Source organism: Tessaracoccus caeni (genome assembly GCF_029211185.1).
Classification (GTDB): Bacteria; Actinomycetota; Actinomycetes; order Propionibacteriales; family Propionibacteriaceae; genus Arachnia; species Arachnia caeni.
Genome location: NZ_JARGDO010000018.1, coordinates 66,134 through 91,506 on the forward strand (window position 1 = coordinate 66,134; position 25,373 = coordinate 91,506).

Annotated in this window: 24 protein-coding genes; 12 read left to right on the top strand and 12 right to left on the bottom strand. The window is 65.3% G+C overall.

Annotation, left to right across the window (positions count from 1 at the left end; all coding sequences use genetic code 11):
* Positions 1-30 precede the first annotated feature (30 nt).
* From P0D62_RS15015 to P0D62_RS15030, 4 genes are all read left to right on the top strand, one after another.
* A complete protein-coding gene (locus tag P0D62_RS15015) occupies positions 31-927 on the top strand; it encodes an ABC transporter ATP-binding protein (RefSeq protein WP_275703367.1) in 897 nt (298 codons plus the stop codon).
* A 1-nt stretch (position 928) separates the two neighbouring features.
* Complete coding sequence (locus P0D62_RS15020; protein WP_275703368.1) at positions 929-1,687, top strand: ABC transporter permease; 759 nt, start codon at positions 929-931, stop codon at positions 1,685-1,687.
* 31 nt (positions 1,688-1,718) lie between these two features.
* Entirely contained in the window at positions 1,719-2,843 is a 1,125-nt protein-coding gene (locus P0D62_RS15025) for a sensor histidine kinase (protein ID WP_275703369.1), read from the top strand.
* 174 nt (positions 2,844-3,017) lie between these two features.
* The gene (locus tag P0D62_RS15030) at positions 3,018-3,635 is read left to right on the top strand and encodes a response regulator transcription factor (protein ID WP_275703370.1); all 618 of its coding nucleotides are present in this window, start codon (positions 3,018-3,020) and stop codon (positions 3,633-3,635) included.
* Here the strand turns inward: P0D62_RS15030 and P0D62_RS15035 are convergent.
* From P0D62_RS15035 to P0D62_RS15045, 3 genes are all read right to left on the bottom strand, one after another.
* Positions 3,632-7,726 carry an NACHT domain-containing protein gene (locus P0D62_RS15035; protein ID WP_275703371.1) on the bottom strand — a complete coding sequence of 1,365 codons (4,095 nt, stop codon included), beginning with the start codon at positions 7,724-7,726 and terminating at the stop codon, positions 3,632-3,634. The two genes, P0D62_RS15030 and P0D62_RS15035, sit on opposite strands and share 4 nt — an antisense overlap.
* Positions 7,727-8,060: 334 nt before the next feature.
* The gene (locus P0D62_RS15040) at positions 8,061-8,582 is read right to left on the bottom strand and encodes a hypothetical protein (protein ID WP_275703372.1); all 522 of its coding nucleotides are present in this window, start codon (positions 8,580-8,582) and stop codon (positions 8,061-8,063) included.
* A gap of 40 nt (positions 8,583-8,622) precedes the next feature.
* Entirely contained in the window at positions 8,623-9,414 is a 792-nt protein-coding gene (locus tag P0D62_RS15045; RefSeq protein ID WP_275703373.1) for a class I SAM-dependent methyltransferase, read from the bottom strand.
* 597 nt (positions 9,415-10,011) lie between these two features.
* Between P0D62_RS15045 and P0D62_RS15050 the strand changes: the two genes are divergently transcribed.
* Together P0D62_RS15050 and P0D62_RS15055 are read left to right on the top strand one after the other, a co-directional pair.
* Positions 10,012-10,404: an ArsC/Spx/MgsR family protein gene (locus P0D62_RS15050; protein ID WP_275703374.1), complete on the top strand. Its 393-nt coding sequence runs from the start codon at positions 10,012-10,014 to the stop codon at positions 10,402-10,404.
* Between the two features lie 243 nt (positions 10,405-10,647).
* Positions 10,648-11,385, top strand: coding sequence for a PIG-L deacetylase family protein (locus P0D62_RS15055; RefSeq protein WP_275703375.1), 738 nt, complete (start codon positions 10,648-10,650; stop codon positions 11,383-11,385).
* Between the two features lie 92 nt (positions 11,386-11,477).
* Here the strand turns inward: P0D62_RS15055 and P0D62_RS15060 are convergent, their stop codons facing one another.
* Positions 11,478-11,969: a hypothetical protein gene (locus P0D62_RS15060; RefSeq protein WP_275703376.1), complete on the bottom strand. Its 492-nt coding sequence runs from the start codon at positions 11,967-11,969 to the stop codon at positions 11,478-11,480.
* 158 nt (positions 11,970-12,127) lie between these two features.
* Between P0D62_RS15060 and P0D62_RS15065 the strand changes: the two genes are divergently transcribed.
* Entirely contained in the window at positions 12,128-12,940 is an 813-nt protein-coding gene (locus tag P0D62_RS15065) for a flavin reductase family protein (protein ID WP_275703377.1), read from the top strand.
* 59 nt (positions 12,941-12,999) lie between these two features.
* Here P0D62_RS15065 and P0D62_RS15070 read toward each other — a convergent pair whose 3' ends face one another.
* The gene (locus tag P0D62_RS15070) at positions 13,000-14,184 is read right to left on the bottom strand and encodes a serine hydrolase domain-containing protein (protein ID WP_275703378.1); all 1,185 of its coding nucleotides are present in this window, start codon (positions 14,182-14,184) and stop codon (positions 13,000-13,002) included.
* A 7-nt stretch (positions 14,185-14,191) separates the two neighbouring features.
* On the bottom strand, positions 14,192-14,854 hold the full coding sequence (locus P0D62_RS15075; RefSeq protein ID WP_275703379.1) for a TetR/AcrR family transcriptional regulator: 663 nt from the start codon (positions 14,852-14,854) through the stop codon (positions 14,192-14,194).
* 206 nt (positions 14,855-15,060) lie between these two features.
* On the opposite strand from P0D62_RS15075, the gene P0D62_RS15080 reads away from it, so the two are divergent.
* Complete coding sequence (locus P0D62_RS15080) at positions 15,061-15,735, top strand: TetR/AcrR family transcriptional regulator (protein ID WP_275703380.1); 675 nt, start codon at positions 15,061-15,063, stop codon at positions 15,733-15,735.
* A 571-nt stretch (positions 15,736-16,306) separates the two neighbouring features.
* Here the strand turns inward: P0D62_RS15080 and P0D62_RS15085 are convergent.
* From P0D62_RS15085 to P0D62_RS15095, 3 genes are all read right to left on the bottom strand, one after another.
* Positions 16,307-16,630, bottom strand: coding sequence for a transcriptional regulator (locus tag P0D62_RS15085; protein ID WP_275703381.1), 324 nt, complete (start codon positions 16,628-16,630; stop codon positions 16,307-16,309).
* The gene (locus P0D62_RS15090) at positions 16,627-17,124 is read right to left on the bottom strand and encodes a hypothetical protein (protein WP_275703382.1); all 498 of its coding nucleotides are present in this window, start codon (positions 17,122-17,124) and stop codon (positions 16,627-16,629) included. Before P0D62_RS15090 ends, P0D62_RS15085 begins: the two co-directional genes overlap by 4 nt.
* A 64-nt stretch (positions 17,125-17,188) precedes the next feature.
* The gene (locus P0D62_RS15095; RefSeq protein WP_275703383.1) at positions 17,189-17,602 is read right to left on the bottom strand and encodes a DUF1801 domain-containing protein; all 414 of its coding nucleotides are present in this window, start codon (positions 17,600-17,602) and stop codon (positions 17,189-17,191) included.
* A 99-nt stretch (positions 17,603-17,701) separates the two neighbouring features.
* On the opposite strand from P0D62_RS15095, the gene P0D62_RS15100 reads away from it, so the two are divergent.
* From P0D62_RS15100 to P0D62_RS15115, 4 genes are all read left to right on the top strand, one after another.
* Complete coding sequence (locus P0D62_RS15100) at positions 17,702-18,982, top strand: MFS transporter (protein ID WP_275703384.1); 1,281 nt, start codon at positions 17,702-17,704, stop codon at positions 18,980-18,982.
* A 214-nt stretch (positions 18,983-19,196) separates the two neighbouring features.
* On the top strand, positions 19,197-20,096 hold the full coding sequence (locus tag P0D62_RS15105; RefSeq protein ID WP_275703385.1) for an arginase family protein: 900 nt from the start codon (positions 19,197-19,199) through the stop codon (positions 20,094-20,096).
* A gap of 59 nt (positions 20,097-20,155) precedes the next feature.
* Positions 20,156-20,476, top strand: coding sequence for a transcriptional regulator (locus P0D62_RS15110; protein WP_275703386.1), 321 nt, complete (start codon positions 20,156-20,158; stop codon positions 20,474-20,476).
* Between the two features lie 13 nt (positions 20,477-20,489).
* The gene (locus P0D62_RS15115; RefSeq protein WP_275703387.1) at positions 20,490-20,735 is read left to right on the top strand and encodes a hypothetical protein; all 246 of its coding nucleotides are present in this window, start codon (positions 20,490-20,492) and stop codon (positions 20,733-20,735) included.
* Positions 20,736-20,768: 33 nt separating this feature from the next.
* Here P0D62_RS15115 and P0D62_RS15120 read toward each other — a convergent pair whose 3' ends face one another.
* The 3 genes from P0D62_RS15120 to P0D62_RS15130 form a co-directional block, all read right to left on the bottom strand.
* On the bottom strand, positions 20,769-21,623 hold the full coding sequence (locus tag P0D62_RS15120; protein WP_275703388.1) for a PRD domain-containing protein: 855 nt from the start codon (positions 21,621-21,623) through the stop codon (positions 20,769-20,771).
* A gap of 82 nt (positions 21,624-21,705) precedes the next feature.
* Positions 21,706-23,613: a glucose PTS transporter subunit IIA gene (locus tag P0D62_RS15125; protein WP_275703389.1), complete on the bottom strand. Its 1,908-nt coding sequence runs from the start codon at positions 23,611-23,613 to the stop codon at positions 21,706-21,708.
* Positions 23,614-23,726: 113 nt separating this feature from the next.
* Positions 23,727-25,142, bottom strand: a complete 1,416-nt coding sequence (locus P0D62_RS15130) for a glycoside hydrolase family 1 protein (protein ID WP_275703390.1) — start codon at positions 25,140-25,142, stop codon at positions 23,727-23,729.
* Positions 25,143-25,373 lie beyond the last annotated feature (231 nt).

Here is a 25,373-nt window from a genome sequence, read left to right on the forward strand (position 1 = left end):
CGCGGCTGCGCCGGCGGACACCATGGAGATATGGAAGCCCTCATCGAGGCCAGAGACCTCTCCAAGTCGTTCCGCACCCGGTCCGCGGATCCGGTACACGCCGTCGTCAGCATCGACCTCACAGTCGGCACCGGCGAGCTGGTGGCCTTCCTCGGACCCAACGGTGCCGGCAAAACCACCGCGATCGACATGATCCTCGGCCTGACCACGCCGACGTCGGGGGCGCTTAGCGTCTGCGGGATGGCGCCGCGACAGGCCGTCGTCGCGAGCCACGTCGCCGCGATGCTGCAATCCGGCGGGCTGCTGCGCGACATCAGCGTGCGCGAGACCGTCGAGGTGATCGCCGCCCAATACCCGGCGCACCTCGCCGTCGACGATGTGCTGGAACGCGCGGGCATCGCCGAGCTGGGCAAGCGCAAGGTGGCCAAGTGCTCCGGCGGCGAGCAGCAACGACTGCGTTTCGCGCTCTCCCTGCTACCGAACCCCGACCTGCTGATCCTCGACGAACCCACCACGGGCATGGACGTCAACGCCCGGCGGGCCTTCTGGCAATCCATGCGGGCGGAGTCGCACCGTACGGTGCTCTTCGCGACGCACTACCTGGAGGAGGCGCAGGCCTTCGCCGACCGGATCGTCCTGATGAATCGCGGCCGCATCATCGCCGACGGCCCCACCAGAGAGATCCAGGCGCTCACCAACGTGCGGACGGTGCGCTTCGCCCACGACGACGTCGCCTCCGTCTCGCCAAGGCTGACGGCGATGCCGAGCGTGACTAGCGTCGTCGCGAACACCCACACGATCACCGTCGAGACCTCGGACTCCGATGCCCTGCTCGCCGACGTGCTCGCCTGGGGCGGCCACGACATCGAGGTGACGGCGCCGAGCCTCGAGGCCGCGTTCATGGCACTGACCAAGGAGACGAACTGACATGGGCACCTACTACGCACTCGAGCTGAAGCGCGCGCTGCGCGACCCCTCTGCGCTGGTGTTCACCATCGGTATCCCGGCCTTCATGTACGTCATCTTCGGCGTCTCCATGGAGTGGGGGCAGTACGAGATCGGCAACGGCAACGTGTCGATGTACGTGATGATCAACATGGCCGCCTACGGCGCGGTCACCGCCACCACGTCGGTGGGCGGGCTGGCCGCCGTCGAGCGAATGCAGGGCTGGGGACGCCAGCTCGGGCTGACACCGATGCCGGACAGCCGCTTCGTGCTCACCAAGGCTCTCGTCGGCACCACCGTCGCCGCGCTGCCCATCGCGCTGATCTATCTGATCGGCTCCTTCACCGACGCCCAGGCCGAATGGTGGGTGTGGCCCGCCACCGCCGCGCTCGTGCTCGCGGGCGCCCTGCTCTTCTCGCTCTACGGCTTGGCGGTGGGGTTCCTGTTCCGATCGGAGAACGCCGTCGGGATCGCGTCGGGCATGGTGGTGATCTTCGGCTTTCTCGGCAACGTCTTTATGCCGCTGAGCGGGGCGATGCTCACCTTCGCCAAATTCACCCCGCTCTACGGCTTGGCCGCGCTGGCCCGTCGTCCTTTGACGGAGGGGAACGAGATCGACCAGTCGACGGGAGACCTGCTCGTCGAGCCGCTGTGGACCTCCGTCGCCAACGTCGTGGTCTGGATGCTGATCTTCGGCATCGCCGCGATCCTGCTCGTCCGGCGTTCGCGCGAGCGACAATGAGAGGAAGAGCACCGACGCGGCGTGTCGGCGCGTGGCGGTAGCGGAGGGAGACGAGGTGCCCGGTTTCGGCGATCCGGCGGCGATCCCACAGGTCAAGGGGGACGGCAGCCCCTGGGACAGATGGGGTCGGCTGCTCGGCGGCGCCTGGGTCTTCTTCATCGCCTACCCGGTGCTCGCGGCCCTGAACGCCCCGGCAGCCGGATGGCTGCGCTACGGCGCGGCCGGTCTGCTCGTCGTCTTCGCCATCGTCTACGTGGCATTCTTCACGTCGATCCCCGACGAGGATCACCGCTACCGTGCATGGGTTGTGCTGGCGGTTCTGGTGGGCATCGCGCTCGTCGTCAGCCCGGTCATCGGGATCAACGTGCTCGGCTGCGGCATCTTCGTCATGGCCTACGCGATCTTCCATCTGCCGTTGCGCCCGGCCTTGCTGATCGCCGGGGCCGTGTTCGCGACCATGGTGGCAGTGACCCTGTGGAGCGGCGCGTTGGCCGAGGCCTGGTCGATCCTGCTGATCGCGGCGATCGTCGGACTGTTCACCGGCGTCACGCGCTACGTGATCGACGCCAGCATCTCCCACGAGGAGACGGAGAGGAACCTGCTGGTGGTCCGAGAGCGCGAACGCGTGGCGCGCGACGTCCACGACATCCTCGGCCACACGCTCACCGCCGTCTCGATGAAGGCCGAACTCGCCGAACGCCTGATCGACGTCGACCCCGAGCGGGCCGCAGCCGAGGTGCACGACATCCAGTCGCTGTCCCGTGAGGCCATCGCCGAGCTGCGCGCCACGGTCGGAACGCTGCGGGCTCGGCGCTTGGAAGACGAGCTCAGCGCTGCGCGAGACGTGCTCGCCGACGCGGCGGTCGCGGCGACTGTCACCGGAGAGGTCGAGCAGGTAGAGCCCCGCTTCCGGGTGCTCTTCGCCTGGGTGGTACGAGAGGCCGTCACCAACGTGGTTCGCCACGCGGGTGCGACGAGGTGCACCATCCAGGTCGGCCCGCGCGAGGTGCGCGTCACCGACGACGGACGCGGCTTGGGCGCTGCCCCACTAGGCAATGGCCTGCGGGGTTTAAAAGAACGAGTGACAGAGGCCGGCGGCACGGTGACCCTCACCGCGCCTCCGTCCGGCGGCCTGGAAATCGCGGTGATCGTATGACCAGGCGTCCCCTTGCCCTCCAGCCCGCCGGCGGCGCGCGACACCGAAGGAAGCTCTTCCAAAGATGCCCGAGAACGGAGGCGCGGATATGAGCAAGGATCCACACAGGATCCGGGTGGCAGGCGACGCTGAATCGGCGCCGACCTACTGCGGGCCGAAGGCTGTGGTGGTCGCATGACCGAACGTCCCATCCGCGTCTTGCTGGCCGACGACCAGGCCCTCGTCCGTGGAGCCCTTGCGGCCCTACTGAGCCTTGAGCCGGACATCGAGGTGGTGGCCGAGCTGGGCCGGGGCGATCAGGTGGTGGCTGCAGCGCGGGACTCGCAGGCTGATGTCGCCATGCTCGACATCGAGATGCCGGGCTTGAGCGGAATCGACGCGGCGGCCGAGCTGAGGGCGGCGCTCCCCCGATGCCGTTGCCTGATCGTGACCACCTTCGGCCGACCTGGCTACCTCCGTCGTGCCCTCGACGCCGGCGCGCAGGGCTTCGTCGTGAAGGACACTCCCGCCACCGAACTCGCCGACGCCGTTCGCCGGGTCCACGCGGGCCTCCGCGTCGTTGACCCGCAACTCGCCGTCGAGTCCCTCACCCACGGCCCGAACCCGCTGACCGACCGCGAACAGGACGTCCTGCGCGCCGCCCGCGACGGCGCCCCGGCCTCGACCCTCGCCAGGCGCCTATCGCTGTCCCAGGGCACCGTCCGCAACCACCTCTCCAGCGCCATCCGCAAGACCGGCTGCACCACCAGCGCCGAGGCCGTCCGCCAGGCATACGAAAACGGCTGGCTCTAGATCGCTTCGGGTGTGGCCTCCGACCGCAGAAGCTCTAACCACTGCTCCGTCGTCGACCACCGCCGGATGAGCCACACCATCTGTTGGCTCTTCCAGGGATCCGCAATCTGTGCCCTGGCGAGGGCGTTGACTACGTCCTGACGCGTGGCTTCGCCCAGATCGAGTTTCACGAGCGAAGTCAAGACTTGGACCTGTGCGCTGAGGACGGTATCCCCTGGTTCCGCAACCGACAGCCGATCTCGGATGGTCTTGACAACGTCGTTCGCTTCGTCGTCCAAGCTGAGCGCCTCCACCCAGGCCACCAACCCCATCACCTCAGAAGGCTCGGCTTTCATCAATTTCTCGAACTTCTCGGCAACCGCACAAGCCGCTTTCCTATGCTCTTCGTCATCCAGATCTATTGCTGCCAATGCCTTGAGCAACCACTCACCCTGTTCGGCCGATGCATCGGCCAGCATCTTGACGACTGTGTCCACGAGCTCACCACGAGCCGTGACGCCAAAGTTGAGCGCGGCACAGGCCACCACAAGATCGTGCGCACCTCTGGCTGAGGTATCCGATGCCTCGTCACTGACTGACACAGAGATTTCCGCGAGCAGCTTCAGGACCGCAGCGATCACCGTCCGACAGTCCTCGACATCTGGGCTCAAGGCACCGACCGCTGTGATCAGGAAGTGGGCATCCAAGGCGGAGGCTCCCTCGAGTTGCTTCAGGATCTCGTCAAGCACGGTGCGGCGCTCATCGACAGTGAGACACAACTCCGCGAGCGCCTTCGCCATGCTGGCCACACCATAGGCGGCAGCCTCCGGCAGGTGCTTCAGAACCGCAGCGACTGCCGCTCGGCGAGCACGTCGCCCAGTCGGCGACGCAACGGTTGCCGCAAGGGCAGTCAGCAGCCGGGTCACCTGGTAGTGGTCTCGAGCCCGACTCAGCTCCACCACAATCGCGTCAACTACCCATTCCCTACGCGCTTCCACACCGGGACCGACCTTGATGAGGGCACTGCGTAGGTACTCGGAGATGAGCTTTGAGGTGTCTTTCAGCCTTAGCAGTAGCACCTCGACGGCATCTCGACGCTCGTCCGGATCCAACCCGAACGCGACTAGAGCGTCTGCGACGAAACCCACGTCGAAAAGCCCCTCGCCCTCAAGCCGCTGCAAGAGCACATCCATCCCGCGCCGGCGCTCGGCGCTGTCCAGGTCGAAGACGACCAGAGCCTTTGCCCGGTAGATCAGCAGTGCTGCGCGCTCGCTCGCCATGAATTCCAAGACCGCATCGATCGCCTGCTCCCGTTCCTCCGGGTCCATGCCCAACACAACTAGCGCGTCCACTACCTTACGAAGCTCCAGTGACGAAGAGCGTTTGAGGCGCTCCCGGAGGAGACGGGCTGCCTCCCGGCGCTCGTTCGGCACCAACTCGAACCTGGCAAGGGCCTTGACCAGGTGAGTCAGATCGTCAGCCGATGCGTTTCCTAACCTTGTAAGGAGTACACGCACCGAACTCTGCCGCTCACCTTCGGTAAGTTCGAGGGTGACCATAGCGTCCACCACAAGGCTAAGGAACCAGGAGTTCTCCCTAGCTAGTCGCCGCAGGAGAACCTCAATAGGCGACTCAGGAGCCTCCTCCGAGCCCTCGCCAAGCGTCTCCATCACCCTCACCAACGCCGCTAACTGGAAGCCCGAAGCGATCGGTATGACCCGCAACACCGCATCGATTCCTCTCCTACGAGTCTTGTCATCCGGCTTGAGCTCGATCAGGAGGTTGGCCAGCTGGACGCTTGGCACGGCCGCCATAACCCGCAAGACCGCGTCACTCGCTCTCTGACTAGCATCGCTATCCGGCCGGAGGGCAATCAGGAGGTTCACCAGGTTCGGTACGTCATCGTCTGACGCGCTCTGTAACCTCTGCAGGACGGCCTCGATCGAGTTGCGGCGCTCCGCTCTATTCTGGTCGACAACACCGAGTTCGATCAGCAACTCCACCAGCTCGCAGAAATCGGAGTCTGACGCGCTCTCCAGCTCAGAAGCGACAGCACGAATGGCAGCAGCCTTGGTCGTCGATGACGGCGATGCCTGCGTGACCGCAACGAAGTAATACATAGGCATCCTCGTCTTGAGGTCGTCGAAGATCGCATGGCCATGCTCTTTCCAGTCCTTCGGCCCCGCTTCCATGACGACGCGGAGCAACAACACGTCCAGCACCTCGTTCGCGACCGACGCGATCGGAGAGTTGGGCTCTGCCTTCACCTCCTTCACCAGCAAGCTCAGAAGCTCATCTCTTTGCTTATGCATCGCGATCGCGCGTGGCACAACCTCCTCCCAGTCTGGGTCGAACCAGAGATGAGGCAGCAGTTCCTTCAACGCCTTCTTCGGCTTCAGGCCCGCGATATGCGCAGCGACAAGGTGTTCCAAGATCGTCCGGTGCCTGAACGCGTGGAAGCGATTGCCCTCATCATCGCTGGCCACCTCCGGGGCAACGCTATCGACGGCGTGACGAAGATCGTCGGGAGCCGCTTCACCCGGCTCAAAGGTCTCGCCCCAACGCCTGCTACCAGTGAAGTGGTTGACGTCCTTGACCGCGTCCCATGCCCACCGAGTGAGGACGGCATATGCCTCCGCAACCTTCCTGGTTGCTTCGTCAGTGCGCCATTTCCCCGCTATGAGGCGCCGTATGACTGTGTCGTACAAATCGTGCTTTCTCAACGGAAGCGGCGCATCTACGGGGTTGTCCCCGGCCAGCCTGCAATAGAAGCTCAGTAGCAGCGGAACGGTGGCCAACTCTCGCAGCCGCCAATCCGAGTCGAGATGCTGAATCAGAGCCTCACCTCGAGGGGGATCGTCCGCGAACCACGTGCTGACAAAGGGAGGCACGTCGTCCCAGGTCAGAGGCTCGAGGTTAACCACCCCCTTTTTCCGCTCGCGAGTGGCGGCGCTCTCGTTCCAGATCGACCGGCGGCTGGTGACGACCGTGTGCCACCCGTGCAGGCTCTCCAATGTGTGGATACGGCCCTCGAGATCACCTTTGTCCGTCGCTTCATCGATGGAGTCAACGATAACGACAGCCTTCGGCGTTTCTCCCAGAAGTCGTCTGATTCGTTCCACGCGTTGCGTGCTGCCCAAGTCGCCGTGCCGAACACGTGGACTGAAGGACGCAGCGATGAGGGATTCACGCACATCGCCCGTGGGCTGCCGCGTCCACACGTCCCAGGTGGTGAACAGCGGAAGCTCGACCTCACTCGTCGGGGTACCAGCCCGCAACGCCGCAAGCGCAGCCTCGGCCGCCTCGCGCGCAATCCGCTTCGCCAGCCACGACTTCCCGGCACCAGGTCCGCCCAGGATCACCAGGTGCGGGTTGTCACGCAACGCATCTGAGACAGAAACGCGAGACCGGCCGTTCTCGCTCGACATAGTGAGCTTTCGCTCGATCTGCGAGGGCCGCTTCCCGATCCATGCCGCCGCATCCCAGTCGTCGATGCGTTGTTGAAGGTAGATCATCAAATCGCCCGCCGAGGCCGACTCCACAAGCGTGTCCACCAACCTGCCCGTGTCGGCTTTAACTTCGCCGACATCCACAGACAGCCTCAGCAACTCATCCGAAAGTCCCTCGGAAGCCTGCTTCAGCGCAGGCAGGATCGCGGCCTCGACCTGATTGGTTCTTGAGATCAACGCGGCCATCGTCGTGCGGATGCTCCGCTCCGCCACGATGTAGGCGCTGTCCCGAGTCTGCTCCGGGCTGACCCATTCAGGGTCGCGCTTCGCCGCACGCCCGACGATCTCCTCTGTGATCTCGTCCGCGTCGTAGTTGCACCTCTGCATCTCGTCTGGCCCCAGGCCGTACTTCGCGATTGTCCCCGTAGCAAGCGCCAATCCTGGACCAGCGTCGTCGCCCAGATGCTCCCTCTCAGCCCAAGTAGTGATGGCGTCAGTCAGGCCACGCTGTAAGACCTTCGATTCTGCATTGCCCTCCCATCGGGAGCGCACCATCGGGATGGCCTTGCCCAGCGCGGTGGCGACAATCGGATTCCCGCAGAACGCGGCGATAGCGACGGCAGCCAAGCCCTCCGCAAGTTGCCCTACAACTGCTGGCTTCATCGTCGCCCCCATCGGCTCGCTCCGTACGAGGGTCAGCCTAGATGACCACCCTCTACCCCGCAGCGCGCTTCACTGCTGTACCTGAGCTGAGGCCGCGAAACGATCGCTTGAGCACCATCGGCAGCCACATCGTCGAACCAGAGGCCGGCCGTCCACCGACAGCCGGCGGCTTAACCGCTTGCTAACCCACCGAAGTCGGTGGGTTAGCAAGCGGTTAAGGCCGGCACAGACGGCAACGGGAAGGCGGGCCCGCCCAGTCGGACGCACCGATGCTCCAGCCGCGATGCGCACCCGGCGCGTCACGATCGTCGTCCTGCAACCGGCAGGCACCCTCCTACTTCTTCGGCACTTCCCGACCCGAGACGTCGAATACCCGTCGGCCTTCGAGGGGTGCAGCAAGCTCGATCGCGACGGTCCGTTCATAGCCGAGAGCGGTGCCAAACTCTGGATTGTCACGGGTATGAACCTCCACCACGACGGAGTCGGGCTCCTGAGAGACAACGGTCGCCTCAACCGGGGCGGGCTCCTTGTCTGCGCTCAGGAATAGCACCAACTCAGACTCATCTGGGCCAACATGGTAGCTGTCTGGCACCACGGCGTACCACTGCGGTCCCCACGTCGAAGCCCACACGGCCACAGCAGCGCCCGAGAGGGCCACCAATGCCGCGACGATGAGGACAAGCCTCCGCCGCGAAGTGGCGTACCTCTGCTGAGAACCCATCCTGCTGCTTACCAACCAGAGGGCAAGTTGGTCAAGGGTTTGCCTTCCGAGGTCTACAGAGAACCTCACGAGTTCATCTGGACGATCCTCGACCAGGCAGCACTGTCCTGGGCTCTTAACCGCTCGCTGTTCCACCGACTTTGGTGGAACAGCGAGCAGCTAAGCTGCATTCCCGTTACCTGCGGCAGAGGATCTCGCCGTGCAGGACCGAGAACCAGCCGTCGGGCTCGGCAGCCCAGGCGCGCCATGCGTCGGAAAGCTCGGCCAGTTCGTCCTGCGTGGCGCGACCGCTCTCGACGAGTTGCTTCGCGATCGCGGAATCGACGATCCGATCCGCCCAGAGGCCGCCCCACCATGCGCGCTCTTCGGGGTTCGCATAGCACCACGTGCTGGACGTGGCCTCTACCTCCTCGAAACCCGCCGCGTGCGCCCAGGCGAGCAGGCGTCGACCAGCGTCGGGCTCGCCACCGTTCGCCGTCGCGGCATGCCGATACAGATCGAGCCAGCGGTCCAGGCCTGGCGAGGCCGGATACCAGGTGAAGGCGGCGTAGTCGCTGTCCCTCACCGCGACGATGCCGCCCGGCTTGGTCACCCGTCGCATCTCCCTCAGCGCCTGCACCGGATCGGCGACGTGCTGCAGCACCTGGTGCGCGTGCACCACGTCGAAGGTGGCGTCCTGGTAGCTGAGCGCGTGCACGTCCTCGACGTCAAAGCTCACGTTGTCGACGCCCCGCGAGGCGAGGTGCTTGCGTGATAGCGAAAGCACCTCGTCGTTGATCTCCGCGACGGTGACGTGGGCGGTCAGCTCCGCGAGGTCTGCGGTTATGGTGCCCGGTCCAGCCCCGACGTCGAGAAGCGTCATCTCCGGCTTCAGGTGCGGTAACAGGTACCCCGCCGAGTTCGTAGCGGTCCGCCAGCGGTGCGATCGCAGCACCGACTCGTGATGGCCATGGGTATACGTCGACATCAGTCCTCTTTTCTCCCCGCCCATCATCCACCCATGTCGGAGGTTGCCGTGTCTGGTCGCGATGGGGTTTCTGCGGATTCTTACGGGGGCTCTTTTCGAGACGCTCGTTCCTCGCTCCTCAAAGAGCGTCATCAGCACTCCGCGCCCCTGCCAACCGTCGAGACGCTCGTTCCTCGTTCCCCAAAGAGCGCCATCAGCACTCCGCACCCCACGCTCTTCGAGGCGCGAGGCCGCCCGCGGCCGAGCCTCGAGGAGAGCCAGCGCGAGAGTCCGCAGGAAGTTGGCCACGGTAGTTGACGTAATCGTTCGGCCGCCGGTCGCTCTTTTCGAGGCTACGGCTTTGGGGCTCGTCCCTCGCCCTGAGCCTTCGCACCTCAAAGAGCGTCATCAGTGCTCCGCGCTCGTCCTGATTGTCGAGGCTACGGCTTCGGGACTCGTCCCTCGCCCTGAGCCTTCGCACCTCAAAGAGCGTCATCAGTGCTCCGCGCTCGTCCGGATTGTCGAGGCTACGGCTTCGGGGCTCGTACCTCGCCCTGAGCCTTCGCACCTCAAAGAGCGTCGAAGGAGCGTCCGGCGAAGGTCTGACAGACTGGCGGCATGAGCACCGACATCACCATCCTGCACAATCCCCGCTGTTCCACCTCCCGCGCGGCGCTGCAGGCCGTCGAGGAGTCGGGCAGGTCGTTCGAGGTGATCCCCTACCTGAAGGAGCCGCGCACCGACGAGCAGCTGCGGGAGCTGATCGGGATCCTCGACACCGATCCCACCGAACTCGTCCGCCGCGACGCTACCTTCGTCAAGCTGGGGCTCTTCGATGAGGACGTGACCACCGCCGATCAGGTGGTGGCGACGCTCGTCGCCCATCCCGAACTGCTGCAGCGACCCATCGTCATCCGGCACGACGCCGACGGCGACCGAGCCATCATCGGACGCCCCAAGACCGCCGTTCCCGAGTTCCTGGCCGGAACCACGACGACCGAGGTCGAGTAGCGGAACCCGAAACCGCAACACTCTGCCCCCGCTGTCCTTTCCCCAGCCCCTGACTGGAACCACGACGACCGAGGTTCGAGTAACGGGATCTGAACCCGCGACATCCTGACCCCGCTGCCCTTCCCCAGCTCCTGGCCAGCCCCACGGCGAGCGAGGTCGAGTAACGGGATCTAGACCCGCGACATCCTGACCCCGCTTCCCGTTCTGCAGTTCCTGGCCGAGGCCGGCCAATAAGCTGACGTCATGGACAGCCCGCACGCAATGACAGCGCTCGAACGACTCGATGAGAGCGAGATCCGGCGTGTGCTGGTGGTGGTTGCTCACCCCGACGACGCCGAGTACGGCACCTCAGCTGCCGTCGCCCACTGGACGGCCAAAGGGATCGAGGTGGGCTACCTCCTGCTGACCGCCGGCGAGGCTGGCATGCAGCGCGACCCCGCAGAAGCCGGCCCGCTGCGAGCGAAGGAACAGCGCAACGCCTGCGACATCGTCGGGGTCGGCGTACTCACCATCCTCGACTTCCCCGACGGCATGCTGGAATACGACCTCGGCCTGCGCCGAGCCATCGCCGAGCAGATCCGCCGCTTCCGCCCCGACGCGGTGGTGAGCGGCTCCGGCGAACTCCACGTTCCCTGGGGCATCGACCACGCCTATCACCGCGCTGCGGGGCTCGCCACCATCGACGCCGTGCGCGACGCCGACAACCGCTGGGTCTTCCGCCATCTCATCGAGGAGGGCCTGGAGCCCTGGGGAACCACCTGGCTGCTCCTCACCGGCACCCAGCCGACGCACTACGTCGAGGTCGACGAGGAGGCGGAGCGACGAGCGGTCGCGTCACTGAACGCGCACGAGGCCTACCTCGCGGACCTCCCCTGGCATCCCAAGCCCGACGACATGATCCCCGACATCCTGAAGGGCAACGGCGAACTCGCCGGCGTCGAGCGAGCCATCACCTTCGCCGTACATCGCCTTCGGGGCTAACCGCTGTCAAGCCAGCGAGTTCAACAACGACGCCAGCTCACCCTTGCGTGCGCTGCGGCGGGGCCATCTGCCCGCGAGCCCCTTACCAGCAATCAGTCGCGCAAGGCCTTACCGAGCGCGTCGAGCTTGCGTTCCACCTCCGAAAGGCGTGCCTCGATTTCTCCCGTCGTACCGCCGCCCACCGGAGGGACAACCTGGGCACCGCCCCGGGAGCCCCGAACGAACCGAAGGTAGCCGACGACGATCGTGACAGCCAACGCCACGGCGACCACGCCGAACCGAAGCAGGCCTGTGTCCGACGTGAAAGCCATGCCGACGGCGTAGATCATGGTGAATACCCCGCCTAGCAGGATGCCATTGGACAGCACCGCCTGCGCAGCCGGCAGTAGCAGCGACACCACGAGCACCGCCGTGGCACACAGCAGCAAGATGAGTCCTGTCACGAGAGCCCAGCGCTCATAGACCGCGCCGTAGCTCCCGTCGGGGCTGGGATAGAACGTGTTGACGCCGATACCGACGAAAGCGACCACGACGAGGCCGAGGAAGAACGCGAAAATGATCTGCAGAGCAGCGTTGGCCTTCATAACCCGATTTTACTCTTGCACCACCACCCGAACAGCGCCTTCGACGACCCCACCACGGTGCCGCGCAACAGAGCCGACGACCGGTCACCTGCTTCATCGGTGAGCGAACGCGGCGCGGACAGGCCCGGCGCGCCCCAGCGTCTGACTAACGTGGCGCCATGTCGGAGAACCAAGGACACCGCGTCATCGAACCCAGCGTGCTGTACGTCGGAACACCCGTCTACCTCGTGGCCACGCGCAATCCCGACGGGAGTCCCAATCTCGCCCCGGCCTCCAGTCACTTCGCCCTTGGCCGGATGATCGTGCTGGGCCTCGAGGAGGGCGGGCAGTCGCTCGACAATGTCCGCGCCCACCCCGAGCTCACGGTCAACTTCCCCGCTTCTCATCAGTGGACCCACGTGGAGCGACTGGCCGGGGTCACGGGCAAGAACCCGGTGCCCGAGGACAAGGCCGCGCAGTACGAGTTCGAGCCGCACAAGTTCGAGCGCGCCGGCCTCACCTCCATCCCTTCCCAGCTCGTCGACGTGCCCCGCGTCGCGGAAGCGCCGCTCCAGTTGGAGGCGCAGGTGCGCCGGATCACACCGGGTGTCGCCGGCATCTACGCCATGGTGGAGGCCGAGGTGGTGAGGGTGCACGCGGCGTCCGCGATCACCGTGGAGGGCACCGAGCACCTCGATCCCGAGGCGTGGCACCCGTTGCTCTATGCCTACCGCCACTTCTACGACCGCGGACCGGAGGTGGGCTGGACGCGGAAGAGCCCGCTGGCGACGCCGCCTGCGCCGGTAGCAGCATGGGAGCAGGGTGGCGGCTCCTGGCGAGTACGCCTGGCGACCGAGACCGCCGCCGAGGTGGACCTTCTGGCCCCCGACGGCACGCTCGCCGAGATCCGCTCCCTGACCAGCGAACGCGACGTGCGCTGGGCCCTCGTGCAGCACGCCATCCAGGGCGATTCTCGGGTGGCACGTGCATAAAGATGGCTGAGCGGGGTGGATCTGTACGTATTGCACAGATCCACCCCGCTCAGCCATCTTTATTCTGCTGAGTCGGCCTGTAGGTGCTCTGCGATCACGCGCATCGCGTCGACGGTGTCGATCTCGTCCTGCTCGGTGCCGTGGTCGCTGAGCTTGACGATGACCGTCCGCGCATCGGGGTCGACATAGATGTACTGCCCGAACACGCCCAAGGCGGTGAAGTCCCCGTCACTGCTGGGCGCATGCCACCACTGCGCTGAGTACCCCCACTTTCCGATCGGGAGATCGCTCGGGCTGGAGATCCTCTCGATCCATGCCTCAGGGACAACCTGTATGTCGCCCACGCGGCCGTCGTCCAGCACCATCTGGCCGATCCGGGCGAAGTCGCGCGCCGTCGCGTTGATGCAGCAGAAGCTCTTCTCGGTGCCGCCCGCACGGTCGAGGTTCCAGGTCGCGTCGGCCTCGGCCCCCATCGGTGCCCAGAGTTCCTCGGAGGCGATCTGCGCCAGCGGACGCCCGTCGACCCTGGCCAAGATCATGCCCAGCATCTGGGTGTCGACGCTGCGATAGTCGCCCTGGGTACCCGGCTCGAAGCGCAGCTCGCGATGTTCCTGCAGGTACTCGGGCAGGTCGATGCTCAGCAGCAAGCGCGCCGTTCCCGTCATCGGCCACCAAGGGTTGTAGTTCTCGGAGACGTCGATGCCGGAGGCCATGTCGAGCAGGTCGCGCACCGTGATCTCGTCGTATCCCTCGCTCGTGCGCAGCTCCGGGATCAGGTCCACCAGGCGATCGTCCTCGGACAGCTGACCGCGCTCGATCGCCTGTCCGACGAGCAGCGAGACCACCGACTTCGCCACCGACCACGACGACAACCGGGTCTCAGCGTCGACGCCTTCGTCGTACCATTCGTGCACCAGCTCGCCGTCGTGCAGCACGACGAAGGCCCGGCTGTTGGTCACCTCCAGCATCTCCTGCAGCGGAATCTCAGCGCCCTTCCAGGGCACCGTGTTGGGCAGCTCCACGCCCTGCGCGCCCGGCAGTTCACGCGCGGGGGCGGATGACGTAATGGGACGCGACGGGAAGACGTTTCCCTGCTCCGAGGGCTCGCTGGCCACGAACTGCACCAACCGATGCGGAGGCGGCACCTCCAGCAGGGCGGTCGCGCCGTAGGCGAGTCCGCCGACGGCCGCGAGGCTCACGAGGACCGCGACAAGCACGCGCCGCCAGCGCAAAGAAGAAGCCATGATGTGATCAGTCCTTTGGTGCATGCAGGTCGATGACGGCGCGGACGGCGGCCCAGAGCGCGTCGAGCAGAGCCTCCAGCACGTCGTCGTCGGAGACGGCGGCCAGGTCCATGAGGTGCTCGGCGATGGCCGGATAGGTCTCGGGCGACGCGACGGCGTAGGCCCCCGCCCACGCCTGACGGTCGCTGCGGCGCACCTCCGGCGGAAGCAGCTCCTGTCCCGCCCGCAGGCTGGCATAGCCGAGAATGGTGTCGGCGATCATGCGCTGCTGGCGCGCTATCTGGTCTGCGGGGACGCCGGCCTCGCGCAGCGCCTGCAGACTGAACTCGACGACGGCGAACTCGCCCGGCCCCTGTGTGGTGCGACCCCCAAGAACCGCACCGATGTGGGGATGCGCGACGAACGCACCGACGAGCGCCCGGGCGAGCGCCATCATCCGGTCTTGCGGGGCCAGGCCTGCGGGCACCGCTTCCAGCGCCATCGTCAGCAGCCGATCCCCCACAGCGCGCAGCAACGCGTCCTGGTCCTTGAAGTGCCGCCAGACCGCCGAGCGGTCGACGCCGAGTTCGTCGCCCAGCACACGACCGGTCAGGCCGCCCGGTTCCGAGCGGGCCGCAATGGCGATCGCCGCGTCGACGATCGCCGAAGGGGTAAGTGTCTTCCGAGCCATGTCACCAATGATGTCATCACTGATGACTTGCTTCAAGTCACCCACCACTCGCCTCACGTCTCGAACGACGCCCGACATCCGGCCACGCGCGACACACCCGTTCTGCGTCGCTCTGCGCCGACCGGACCGTCGAAACCCCGTGGCCCGAAGGCCTCGGTCCAGTCCCAGCCTTCCAATTTCTACGACGTAGAAATTAGACTGGGCGCATGACTTCGCAGAGCGAGACATGCGGGCACGGTGGGCAGCCGGACATCGAAGCCGACGCCGCCGACGAACGCGACGCACCGACGAGAGGACCGCAAGGACAGCGCGGCGAAGTGCGCGAGCGAATAGCGAAGGCCGCCCGCAGCGCGTTCATAGAGCTCGGCTACGACGACGCCACCATTCGCCACATCGCACGGCTCGCCGGGTGCGACGCCGCCATGGTCACCTACTATTTCGGCTCCAAGCAGCGACTCTTCCGCGAGTGCTTCAATCTGCCGTCAGACCCGGCGAGCGAGATCTTGCAGCTCTTCCTTCCGGACCTCTCCACCGCCGGCGAACGGCTCGTCCGGCATGCCCTGGTGATGTACGAGGAGCGCGTCACGTCTGACGCCATGCTGGCGCTCATGCGCGCGCTCATCACCGATGCCAGCACGTCGCAGAGATTCCGCACCTACATTCGCACCGACGTGCTGGACAAGGTGACCGCCTACCTTGGCGCCGGACGCGAGGTAGCGGAGGAGATCGAACTCGCGATCGCACAGATGTACGGCGTGGCGGTGCTGCGCTACGTCGTGCAGCTCGAGCCGCTCGCATCCATGCCCCGCGAACGCGTGGTGCGCACGGTGGCACCCTTCATCCAAGCCCGCATCGACCGGATCGCCCGCGAGTACCTCTAGGTTTCCTTGGACGCCGACACCGTCCGACAAGCAGGCCCCGAGGGGTCGACGTGCGCCCAAAACAGGCCGTTGAAAAAAGTTTTGATGTTTTTTCTGGTTTCGCGTCATAGCTGCGTCGGGATCCGGTCTTTATGTGTAGCGACGTCGGGCATGGGGATGACCGGCGGGCTAACCGGACAGAGCACTGGCGGTGTCGGATCGGGGGATCCCACACATATCGGTGTCTTGGTAGCTGGTCTCTGTTCCGGGAGGCACCCGCTGACCGGGTTGGTCCGGTTAGGCGTTTGGTCGGTTTCGGGGCCCTGCTTTTCTTGGGGGCAGGGTCCCGGACCACCAGAGGATGGGGTTGCTGCGTGTTGGAGTGGAGGATGCAAAAGGGAAGACGAGATCGCGTGTCGCGGATGGTGATCGTGATGGAGTCCTCACCGGTGGCGCCAACAGCGATGGGGCTGTGCGTCGCAAGGGTAGTGAGCCATGGGGATGGGCCTACGAATGATCCTTCGATAGCTCCTGAGAGGGGTGCGGTACCGGTGAACCACCGACACCGCACCCCTTCTTCATCACCCCGACCTCACCCGTCGACGGCCACCCCCTGGGCGATCTGAGCGAGCGCCAGCAGGTGTCCCTCCAGGGCCTTTCTCCCCTCCGGCGTCAGCCCCACCCAAGTCAGCCGCCGGGAGTCCGCCCGAGAGGGGGAGCTTTCCTTTCGCATCGTCACGAGGTCAGCTTCACCGAGCACCTTCACGTTCTTCGAGAGGTTCACGTCGCTGATCCCCAAGGTGTCGCGGATCACCGCGAACTCCAGTTCGGCAACATGGCGCAGCAGGCCACAGATCCGCAGCCGCACCGGAGAATGGATCACTTCGTTGAACGCCGGCGCGGGCGTCGCGCTCATCGGCGATCGCCCGCCGCGAGCTCCGCCCGCAACACATCGTCGTAGAGACGGCCCATCACGATCGTGCCGACGAAGGCGAAGGCCGCAGGCAGCCACCCCCACCAGGTCGGCACGCCGGAGAACTTCAGGACCAGCGCCGCCAGCATGGAGCCGACGAGGACGACGATGCAGCCGATGAGTATCCGCCTGCTACGCGGGCCGGCCGGATCGGTGGACGAGATCCCATAGATGCGCGCATAGATGAACATGAGCAGCGGAAGCGCAACGACCCCCAGCGCGATGACGATCACCGCACCAGAACCGGGCATCATCTGCGCGGCCACCATCACTGCGGCGATCAGGCCGAGGGCGACGTGATACCACCACGGCGTCACAATCCGCTGGGCGAGGCTGGCCCCATCGACCCCCAGCTGATCCAGCGCTGCGCGGGCTTCCTCTGCGGTAGGCGGCAGCACCTGCTCTCGGCGCTCTTCTGAACCAAAGTTATTTTCCATGTTGGAAACTCTACATGAGAGTTTCCAAGAAGGAAAGACTTTCTTGGTCCAGCGCGTGGCTCGGTCAGCCAGGGTTGCCGGAATACAACTCGGCCGCCGCGCGGATCAGCGCCCGGATCGCCGCCTCGTTCTCGCGAACTTCCTCGGGCTTCTTCAACTTCACGTGACGCATCGCCGCCGTGCCCACCAGCAACCCGGACGGATCCGCCAGTCGCGAGCCCTGCAGTAGCGTGAACGAGACCCACTTGCCGAACGGGGTCAGCGCCGCCATCCCCCAACCGTTGTAGCCAAACTGATGAGCGGCGTAGCCGACGCTGGCATCCACCTCATCGACGGAGTACCTCACGTCTGGCAGCGTCGAAACCACCAGTTCGTGCAGCGCGAGATACACCTCGACGAGCGGCTCGGGCCTGCCTTCGACCAGCGTCGCCAGCTGCTTCGCGGTCGGAGTGTCGATGTGCGGATGAGTCTTGGCCATGAGGGAAGCCTATGCCGCCGCACCAACACAAGCCCTCCATGCGGACGACGCGACTGCCCCCGGATGGACATTGCTCGATCACAAGAGTTGACTAGGGCGGTGCTTCGCCTCCGCAACCCCACGCTGGTGACCTTGGCCAACCTTCGCGGCAACGGCCGTGCCTGCGTCTACACCGAACCCCTGTGGGGAATGTCGATGCAGCTGGTGCTGCCCTATGCGTCGGTGTTCATGCTGGCCCTGGGCGTGCACGACACCCAGATCGGTCTGCTGGCCACCATCTCGATGCTCTCCCAGGTGATCTTCGGCCTGCTCAGCGGCGTGATCACCGACAAACTGGGCCGACGCATGACCACCGCCGTCTTCGACATCATCGCGTGGACGATCCCGTGCTTGATCTGGGCCGCTTCACAGAACTTCTGGTGGTTCCTGGTGGCGGCGGTGATCAACGGCACCTGGCAGGTCACCCAGAACTCGTGGGACTGCCTGCTGGTCGAGGACGTGGATCGCTCGGAGATCCCGAAGATGTACTCGCTGATGAAGATGGCCGGCGACTTCTCCGCCCTCTTCGCCCCCATCGCCGCGCTGCTCGTCTCGCAGCTGGGCCTCGAACCCGCCGTTCGGATCCTCTACGTCAACGCCGCCGTGATCATGAGCCTCAAGATCTGGCTGTTGTATCGCTACTCGACGGAGACCGCGACGGGCAAGGTCCGCATGCAGCAGACCAAGGGGGTCAGCATCTGGAGGTCGCTGTCCGAGTATCGCGGCGTGCTCGGGATCATCGTCCGCTCCAAGGGCACCGTTTTCTCGCTGGCCGTCGCGGTGATCATCGGCGCCGTCGCCTTGGTGAACGGCACCTTCTGGCAGGTGGTGATCAACCAGCACCTGGGTGTGCCGGACGCGCTGCTGCCCTTCTTCCCGATGGTTCGTTCGCTGCTATCGGTGGCCTTCTTCTTCACTCTGATTCCGTATCTCACCCACGGACGCTCGCTGAAGTTGCCCACCTTGATCGGCTTCTCCGTCTACTTGGGGGCGCAGGTGTTGCTGGTCGCCATCCCGTCGGGAGGCGCCGCCGACCTCACCACCTACGCGCTGCTCGGCGGCTGCCTGCTGCTCGACGCGTTCGGCTCCGGGATCCTCTTCGTGCTCGGGGAATCGCTGGTCGCCCTGCACGTCGACCGGCAGGAGCGCTCGCGCGTGATGGCGATCCAGCGCACCTGCGTGATGCTGGTCACAGCACCCTTCGGTTGGCTCGCCGGCTGGCTGTCAAGCATGGACCGCACGTGGCCGTTCCTGCTCACCGCCGGTCTGCTCGTGCTGGGCATCGCGATCGCCGCCCTGTTCTGGGTGAAGACCGCCGACGACGCCACTCAGCACGCCTGAGCCTTCGTTCGAGCACCCCGCACGGCACGGTGGTGACGCGCCCCACCGGCTGGGGCACGTCGGAGCGCGCTTCCTGCCACCGGGGGTCTGGGCCTATAGAGTGGACAGTGGGAATCCACTGATGGAGAACCCCAGGATTGTGACCGCCGCCGCTACGGCATGGTGGGCAAGGCCCTTCGACGTGTGTAGTACCTCGACGAGAAAGGCACATTCCATGACTCATCCTTCCCCAGACGCCCGGCCGGGAACCCATCTCCGGCTGGTGTGGCCGCAGTGGCAGGGCGCAGGCAGCAGCAGCGTGCGCAGCCTCGCCACCGAGTTCCCCTTCGACATCGCCCGCCGCGGCTACACCGTGGGAACGACCGTGCTCCAGGCGATCTTGCCTCCGCACGACGGCCCCACCGCCGTCGTGCCCACCGAGATGGGCGACCGTGGCCTCGAAGAACACGACGGGATCGAGGCCAAGGAGATCGTGGTCGAGCAACTGCGTTCGGCCTTGGCCGTCATCCAGGAACACGAGCCAGATAGGATCACGACACTGGGCGGGGACTGCGCCGTCAGCGTCGCGCCCTTCGCCGCGCTCGCGGCCACCTACGGCGACGACTTGGCGATGATCTGGATCGACTCGCACCCAGACGTGGACACAGGAGACACCGCCTACGAGGGATACCACGCCATGGCCGTCTCCGCTCTGATCGGAGAGGGCGACCAAGACATCCTCGACGCGCTGCCGGCAACCCTGCCCGCGTCGAAGGTCGCCCTCGTCGGGCTGCATTCCTGGCAGGAAGACGCCTTTACCAACGTCGTCGACTGGGGCTTGCACACGTTCGCTCCCGATGCCCTCCGCGAGAACTCGGACAGCCTGCTGGCCTGGCTGCAGGAGACCGGAGCATCAAAGGTCGCCATCCACTTCGACGTCGACACCATCGACGCTGCCGAGGTTCAGCTCGGTCTCGGCGCAGACTTCGGAGGACTCACCATCACACAGGCGCGGCGAGTGATCGCCGACCTCGACGGTGCCGCAGACGTAGTCGGTTTCACCATCGCCGAGTACACCCCACGCCAGGTGATCCACCTCCAGCAGCTACTCCACGGACTGCCGCTCCTCGGATAGGAAGCGGTCACGCCGCGTACACTGAACGAGAGCCCGGCTACGGAGTGGAGGTGCTGACGGTGACGAGCAAGGTTCTTTATCGCGACGTGGTGCCGTATTCCGTGCCGTCCTCGCTTGACACGCTGCGCGGACCGTCTGCGGGCGTCCTGGAGCTGCCGATCACGGTCCATTGGGGTCCAAGGAAGAGCTTTGATCTTGAGCGTCCAGGCCTCTTGCGAGCGGCGTATCGCGCCGTCGTACGCGAGGGGACTGTCGCTGATCAAGAGGCATTGCTCAACGCGGAGCTGTTGCGACGGGTGTGGCCGGAGCTGGTGCTTCCCGATCGTTGTCGGGAGCTCTGGGAATCTGCGTTCCCGGAGCTGAAGCCAGTCTTTCACTAGGGATTTCAGGTGGGTGCGAGACTTCCTGGACCTTGATGCCATTCGGGAATCAGGGCGCTATTCGGATGCGGATCTCTTGACGCTCGGTCGCGAGCACGACGACGGATTCGATGTCTTGATGTTCGCCGCACAGTTGGCCCGCGTCGCTCATTTTGAGGCCGAGGAAGCAGATGAGTATGGGGTCGACCAAGCTGCGTTCGCTCTCGTCCAACGCCGGACCCTCTCCTGGGCTGTTGCGATCCGCGACTCAACTGGCTGAGCAGACTGACCAGCACGGAACCTGCCACCATGGTCATGGGGTTCTCGGTTTTAGCGTCGGCCCGCCTTGGCGGAGGCGGGCGAGGTGGATCATCAGGTAGAGGATCTCCTCGCGGGAGAGCTCTGTTCCGTAGGTCTCGTGCAGGAAAGTGGCGATGGTGACGGCGCACTGATGCGACTCCGGCTCGCTGCGGCTGAGCATCTCGAAGAGTTGATCGTGTCCGCCGGAGAGTTGAGCGCCTTCGGAGAGCCGCCGCACCACGAACTTCAGGTGGGTGAGGAAGCGCTCGACGTGGCTCGGGTCGAGCGCCGCGGTGGGCATCCAATCGCGGACGATCTTCATCACTCCGTTCACGGCGGAGGCCGTGCGCTGCGTCTCGACCATGTTTCCGGTCAAACCGGCGTTGACCAGGTGCATCGTGATGAACCCGGCCTCTTCGAGCGGGAGCCGATCCCCCGAGAGTTCCTCCACCCAGTCGAGCACCTGGAGCGCGATCTCGAACTCTTGGCGATAGGTGGCCTTGGTCTCGAACAGCAGGTTGTTGAACAAGGGGGCATTGCGGTACAGCCGGTCGAGCGCGGCGGCTAGGTGGTCGGCCAAGCCGATCTCGACGGCGGGCGTCAACTGGAGATCGTGGCGCTCGGCCAGTCTCTCGGCGACCTTCGCGGTCAACTCGACCACCGGATACGGCAGCGACACCAGGATGGCCCGCATGCCTTCGCCTGCGTCGGAATGGTCGAGGACAAAGCGTTTCTCCACCTGGGCGGGGTCCACCTCGTCGCCCCGACGGGTGTTGAAGCCGAGACCAGGCCCGACGAGCACCGCCTCGCGACCGTCGGGCAAGACGGCCGCCACCGAGTTGTTGTTGAAGACCCTCAAGATCCTCATGGTTCTCCGATCTGCACAGAGGGCGCGGGGCACCCGAGCGGGACGATGCCCACCCCGGATGCACCCGCGCCGCTGCCGAGCATCATGATGCAGCAGTATCCTGACGCGCCGGAGCGATCACCAGGAGCGGATCGCCCACAGCCACCGATCCGTCCGTGGCTGCGGACACCTCACCGATCTTGCGGGCGTTGGTGATCAGCACGGGCGTAGCGAGCGAGTAGCCCGCTTCCTCGATCGTCTTGAGATCGACGTCGATCAGCGCATCGCCAGCCTTGACCTCTTGCTTGACCTCGACGTGGGTGGTGAAGCCGCGACCAGCAAGGTTCACAGTGTCGATACCCACATGGATGAGCAGTTCGACTCCATCGGTGGTTCTCAAGCCCACGGCATGTCCGCTCGCCGGTGCCACGATCACTATTCCGTCGCACGGCGCAACCACCTGGCCGCTTGTGGGCAGAATGCCCACGCCTGCACCAACAGCGCCTCCCGCGAACACCGGATCAGGTACCTCGCTGAGAGGGATCACTTTTCCGGAGATGGGGCTGCCCACCGTGAGCGTTCCGGTTATGGGGGCCGCCGGAGTCACGGGCACTACCGCAGCCACGGCCACCGGCGGAGTATCGGCCCCAACGGTCACCTGGGCCTTCTTCTCGTAGCCGAAGAGGAGGATTCCGACGAACATCATGGCGAAGGCCACGCCGATACCGATCACGTAGCCCAGCGTGGGAGTCATCAACGGGATCGTGAAGACGCTGGACAGGGCGAAGCCACCGGCCTTCGCACCGAAAGCACCGATGATGGCGCCACTGACGGTGGCGGCCACGATGAGCAGCGGCAGTACCCGCTTGTATCGCAAGATCACGCCGTAGAGCATGGGCTCGGACACACCGGCCAGAAGTCCCGACAGCGCGCCCGCGCCGGCGAGTTCACGAAGTTCGCTACCCCTGGGCGCGCGGAGGAACACCGCAAGGGCGAGGCCCCAGACGGCGAAGTTGTAGCCGCCGGTGACGGCGATGATGGGGTCGCCGCCGAATGCCTCGATGTTCGACAAGATGACTGGAACGAGCGCCCAGTGAAGGCCGAACATGACGAAGAAGATGAACGTGCCGCTCAGGAGCGCCCCCATCAGGGCAGGCGAGAAGCTGTTGGCGGCCCAGATGCCGTCGGTCAGCGCCTGGCCCACGATGACGCCGAAGGGTCCGAACACCAGCGCGGCCAGGGGCACCAGCACCGCAAGAGACACCGTCGGCACCACGAGGAGCTGGAGGTTCTTGGGGATGATCCGGCGCAGCAGCGGTTCCAGGTAAGACAGCGCGATCGCGATGAAGATAGCGGGGAAGATGGAGGAGGTGTAGTTGAACATGTACATCGGCGCGCCGAGGAAGGACAGCACGTCCCCGGCTTGCCCCAGCCCGGTGAACGACGGCTCCAGCAACGCGGCCGCTGCGGCGGCTCCAAGGTAGGGAGTGGCGCCGAGCCGGCGCGAGGCCGTCGCCGCGATCAAGATCGGCAGGAAGTAGAAGAACGCATTGCTGGCGGCGGTCATCACCGATATGGCGGCGCTCGGAGCTGCGGGGTCGTACCACTCGAGCTGGGATCCCACGTTGAGGAACATCTTCAGCATCGACGCGCCCACCAAGGGCATCAGCAGTGGCTGGAAGGTGCCGGCCAACAGGGCGAACAGCCAGTCGACGAAGCCTTGTTTCTCCTTTGCGCCGCTATCCCCTTCCCCGCTCAGCCTGGCCCACCCCGGCGCCTTGATGAGTTCGCGGTACACATCGGCCACGTCCGGACCGATGACCACCTGGATCTGCCCGCCCGACTCGACCACTTGAATGACGCCCTTGGTTGCCGATAGGTCGTCGCGGCGAACCTTGTCCTTGTCCTTGACGACGAACCGGAGCCGTGTGGCGCAGTGCGTCACGGTGTTGACGTTGTCCGGTCCTCCGACCAGGGTGCCGATCGTTACGGCGAGGTCAGTTGTCTTCATAGTTCATGTCCCTCCACGGGTGATGGTTGTTGTGGTGGAGAGGGTCTTGCCGGCAGTCCCACCTTGGAGCAGGCTCCGTCACAATCCTTGGTCTCGATGGTGCTGTTCGTCGGTCAGGGAGCGAGGTTGGCGCCATTGGTACGGATGACCTCGGCATACCACCCGAATGACTTCTTGCGATAGCGCTCCAGGCTGCCGGTGCCGTCGTCGTTGCGATCGACGTAGATGTAGCCGTACCGCTTGCTCATCTGTCCGGTCGTGCCGGAGACCAGGTCGATGCAGCCCCAGCTGGTGTAGCCGAGCAGGTTGACGCCGTCCGTCAGCGCTTCGCCCACCTGCACCAGATGGTCGTTCAAGTACTGGATGCGGTAGTCGTCGAGGACGGTGAGTTGGCCGTCGATCTCCACGAGTTCATCCTTGGCCCCCAGCCCGTTCTCGACGATGAACAGCGGCTTTTGCCAGCGGTCCCAGTACTGGTTGAGCACCACCCGCAGACCCGCCGGGTCGATCTGCCAGCCCCAGTCCGATGACGCGAGCGTCGGATTGGCGACACCTCGCAGGATGTTGCCCGCCGCGTGCTCCTCACGCTCCGTCGAGCCCGTCTCACACATGCTCATGTAATAGCTGAACGAGACGAAGTCGACGGTGTGAGTGAGGTCGTCGCGATCCTGGTCGGTGATGTCCAGCTCGATGCCCTGCTCGCGGAAGCCGCGCAGCGCGTAGCCCGGATAGGTGCCGCGCACGTGAACGTCGCCGAACATGACGTTCTCGTGATCGAGCGTCATCGCGGCCACGACGTCCCGAGGATCAGGAGTCAGCGGGTACACCGGCGAGGCGATGATCATGCAGCCCACCATCGCGTCCGGGATCAGCTCGTGCGCGATCCGAGTCGCCCTAGCGCTCGCGACGAGCTGGTAGTGCGCCGCGTTGTACAGCTGCGTCGGCGTCAGCCCCTCGAGCGGGGTGTTGATCCCGGCTAGGAACGGCAGGTGCAGCAGCCCGTTGATCTCGTTGAACGTCAGCCAGTACTTCACACGATGCCCGTAGCGCTCGAAGCAGACCCGGGCGAACCTCTCGAAGTGCCCGATCAGCTCGCGGCTGACCCACCCGTCGTAGGTTTCGGTCAGGTAGAGCGGCGTCTCGTAGTGGGACAGCGTCACCATCGGCTGGATGCCGTGCTTGTCCAGCTCGTCGAAGACCCGGTCGTAGAACGCGAGCCCTTCTTCGTTGGGTTCATCCTCGACCCCCGTCGGGAAGATCCGTGGCCACGAGATGGAGATCCGCAGGATCTTGAATCCCATCTCCGCGAACAGCACGATGTCCTCGGGATACCGGTGGTAGAAGTCGATGCCCTCGAGCTTGAGATTGTCCGGTGTCGGACGCTCCGTGCGCGGACTCAGCGCGCCGCGACGGAGCACGTCCTGAATGGAGAGCCCCTTACCGCCCTGGTCCCAGGCCCCTTCGAGCTGGTTGGCGGCAGTCGCCCCGCCCCACAGGAACCCTGGCGGGAAGGGTGTGTCGATGGTCACAGTTGTGGTGCCTCTCTGTGCGATGGCCCGAGTGCGGCATCCGTTGGACGCTGTATCAAGCCATATGACGATGCGCAGAGGGTCTTGCCTGCCCAGTCGGGGGTGCCTTCGTCGGCTCGCCCGTGCAGTCACAATCCTTGTCGATCCAGGAGCGATGCTCCTTGAGCCGAGACGATAGCACCCGCCTTCCCGACGCACCAGAGAACCCCGCAACGTCCCGTTTAGGTTAGG

Excerpts from the sequence above, each read along its gene's own strand:
- P0D62_RS15080 (WP_275703380.1), top strand. The coding sequence starts at position 15,061 with ATGACTTCGCAGAGCGAGACATGCGGGCACGGTGGGCAGCCGGACATC.
- P0D62_RS15045 (WP_275703373.1), bottom strand. The coding sequence starts at position 9,414 with ATGTCGACGTATACCCATGGCCATCACGAGTCGGTGCTGCGATCGCAC.
- P0D62_RS15070 (WP_275703378.1), bottom strand. The coding sequence starts at position 14,184 with ATGGCTTCTTCTTTGCGCTGGCGGCGCGTGCTTGTCGCGGTCCTCGTG.
- P0D62_RS15105 (WP_275703385.1), top strand. The coding sequence starts at position 19,197 with ATGACTCATCCTTCCCCAGACGCCCGGCCGGGAACCCATCTCCGGCTG.
- P0D62_RS15095 (WP_275703383.1), bottom strand. The coding sequence starts at position 17,602 with ATGGCCAAGACTCATCCGCACATCGACACTCCGACCGCGAAGCAGCTG.
- P0D62_RS15035 (WP_275703371.1), bottom strand. The coding sequence starts at position 7,726 with ATGAAGCCAGCAGTTGTAGGGCAACTTGCGGAGGGCTTGGCTGCCGTC.
- P0D62_RS15090 (WP_275703382.1), bottom strand. The coding sequence starts at position 17,124 with ATGGAAAATAACTTTGGTTCAGAAGAGCGCCGAGAGCAGGTGCTGCCG.
- P0D62_RS15050 (WP_275703374.1), top strand. The coding sequence starts at position 10,012 with ATGAGCACCGACATCACCATCCTGCACAATCCCCGCTGTTCCACCTCC.
- P0D62_RS15065 (WP_275703377.1), top strand. The coding sequence starts at position 12,128 with ATGTCGGAGAACCAAGGACACCGCGTCATCGAACCCAGCGTGCTGTAC.
- P0D62_RS15060 (WP_275703376.1), bottom strand. The coding sequence starts at position 11,969 with ATGAAGGCCAACGCTGCTCTGCAGATCATTTTCGCGTTCTTCCTCGGC.
- P0D62_RS15030 (WP_275703370.1), top strand. The coding sequence starts at position 3,018 with ATGACCGAACGTCCCATCCGCGTCTTGCTGGCCGACGACCAGGCCCTC.
- P0D62_RS15120 (WP_275703388.1), bottom strand. The coding sequence starts at position 21,623 with ATGAGGATCTTGAGGGTCTTCAACAACAACTCGGTGGCGGCCGTCTTG.
- P0D62_RS15085 (WP_275703381.1), bottom strand. The coding sequence starts at position 16,630 with ATGAGCGCGACGCCCGCGCCGGCGTTCAACGAAGTGATCCATTCTCCG.
- P0D62_RS15055 (WP_275703375.1), top strand. The coding sequence starts at position 10,648 with ATGGACAGCCCGCACGCAATGACAGCGCTCGAACGACTCGATGAGAGC.
- P0D62_RS15075 (WP_275703379.1), bottom strand. The coding sequence starts at position 14,854 with ATGGCTCGGAAGACACTTACCCCTTCGGCGATCGTCGACGCGGCGATC.
- P0D62_RS15125 (WP_275703389.1), bottom strand. The coding sequence starts at position 23,613 with ATGAAGACAACTGACCTCGCCGTAACGATCGGCACCCTGGTCGGAGGA.
- P0D62_RS15020 (WP_275703368.1), top strand. The coding sequence starts at position 929 with ATGGGCACCTACTACGCACTCGAGCTGAAGCGCGCGCTGCGCGACCCC.
- P0D62_RS15015 (WP_275703367.1), top strand. The coding sequence starts at position 31 with ATGGAAGCCCTCATCGAGGCCAGAGACCTCTCCAAGTCGTTCCGCACC.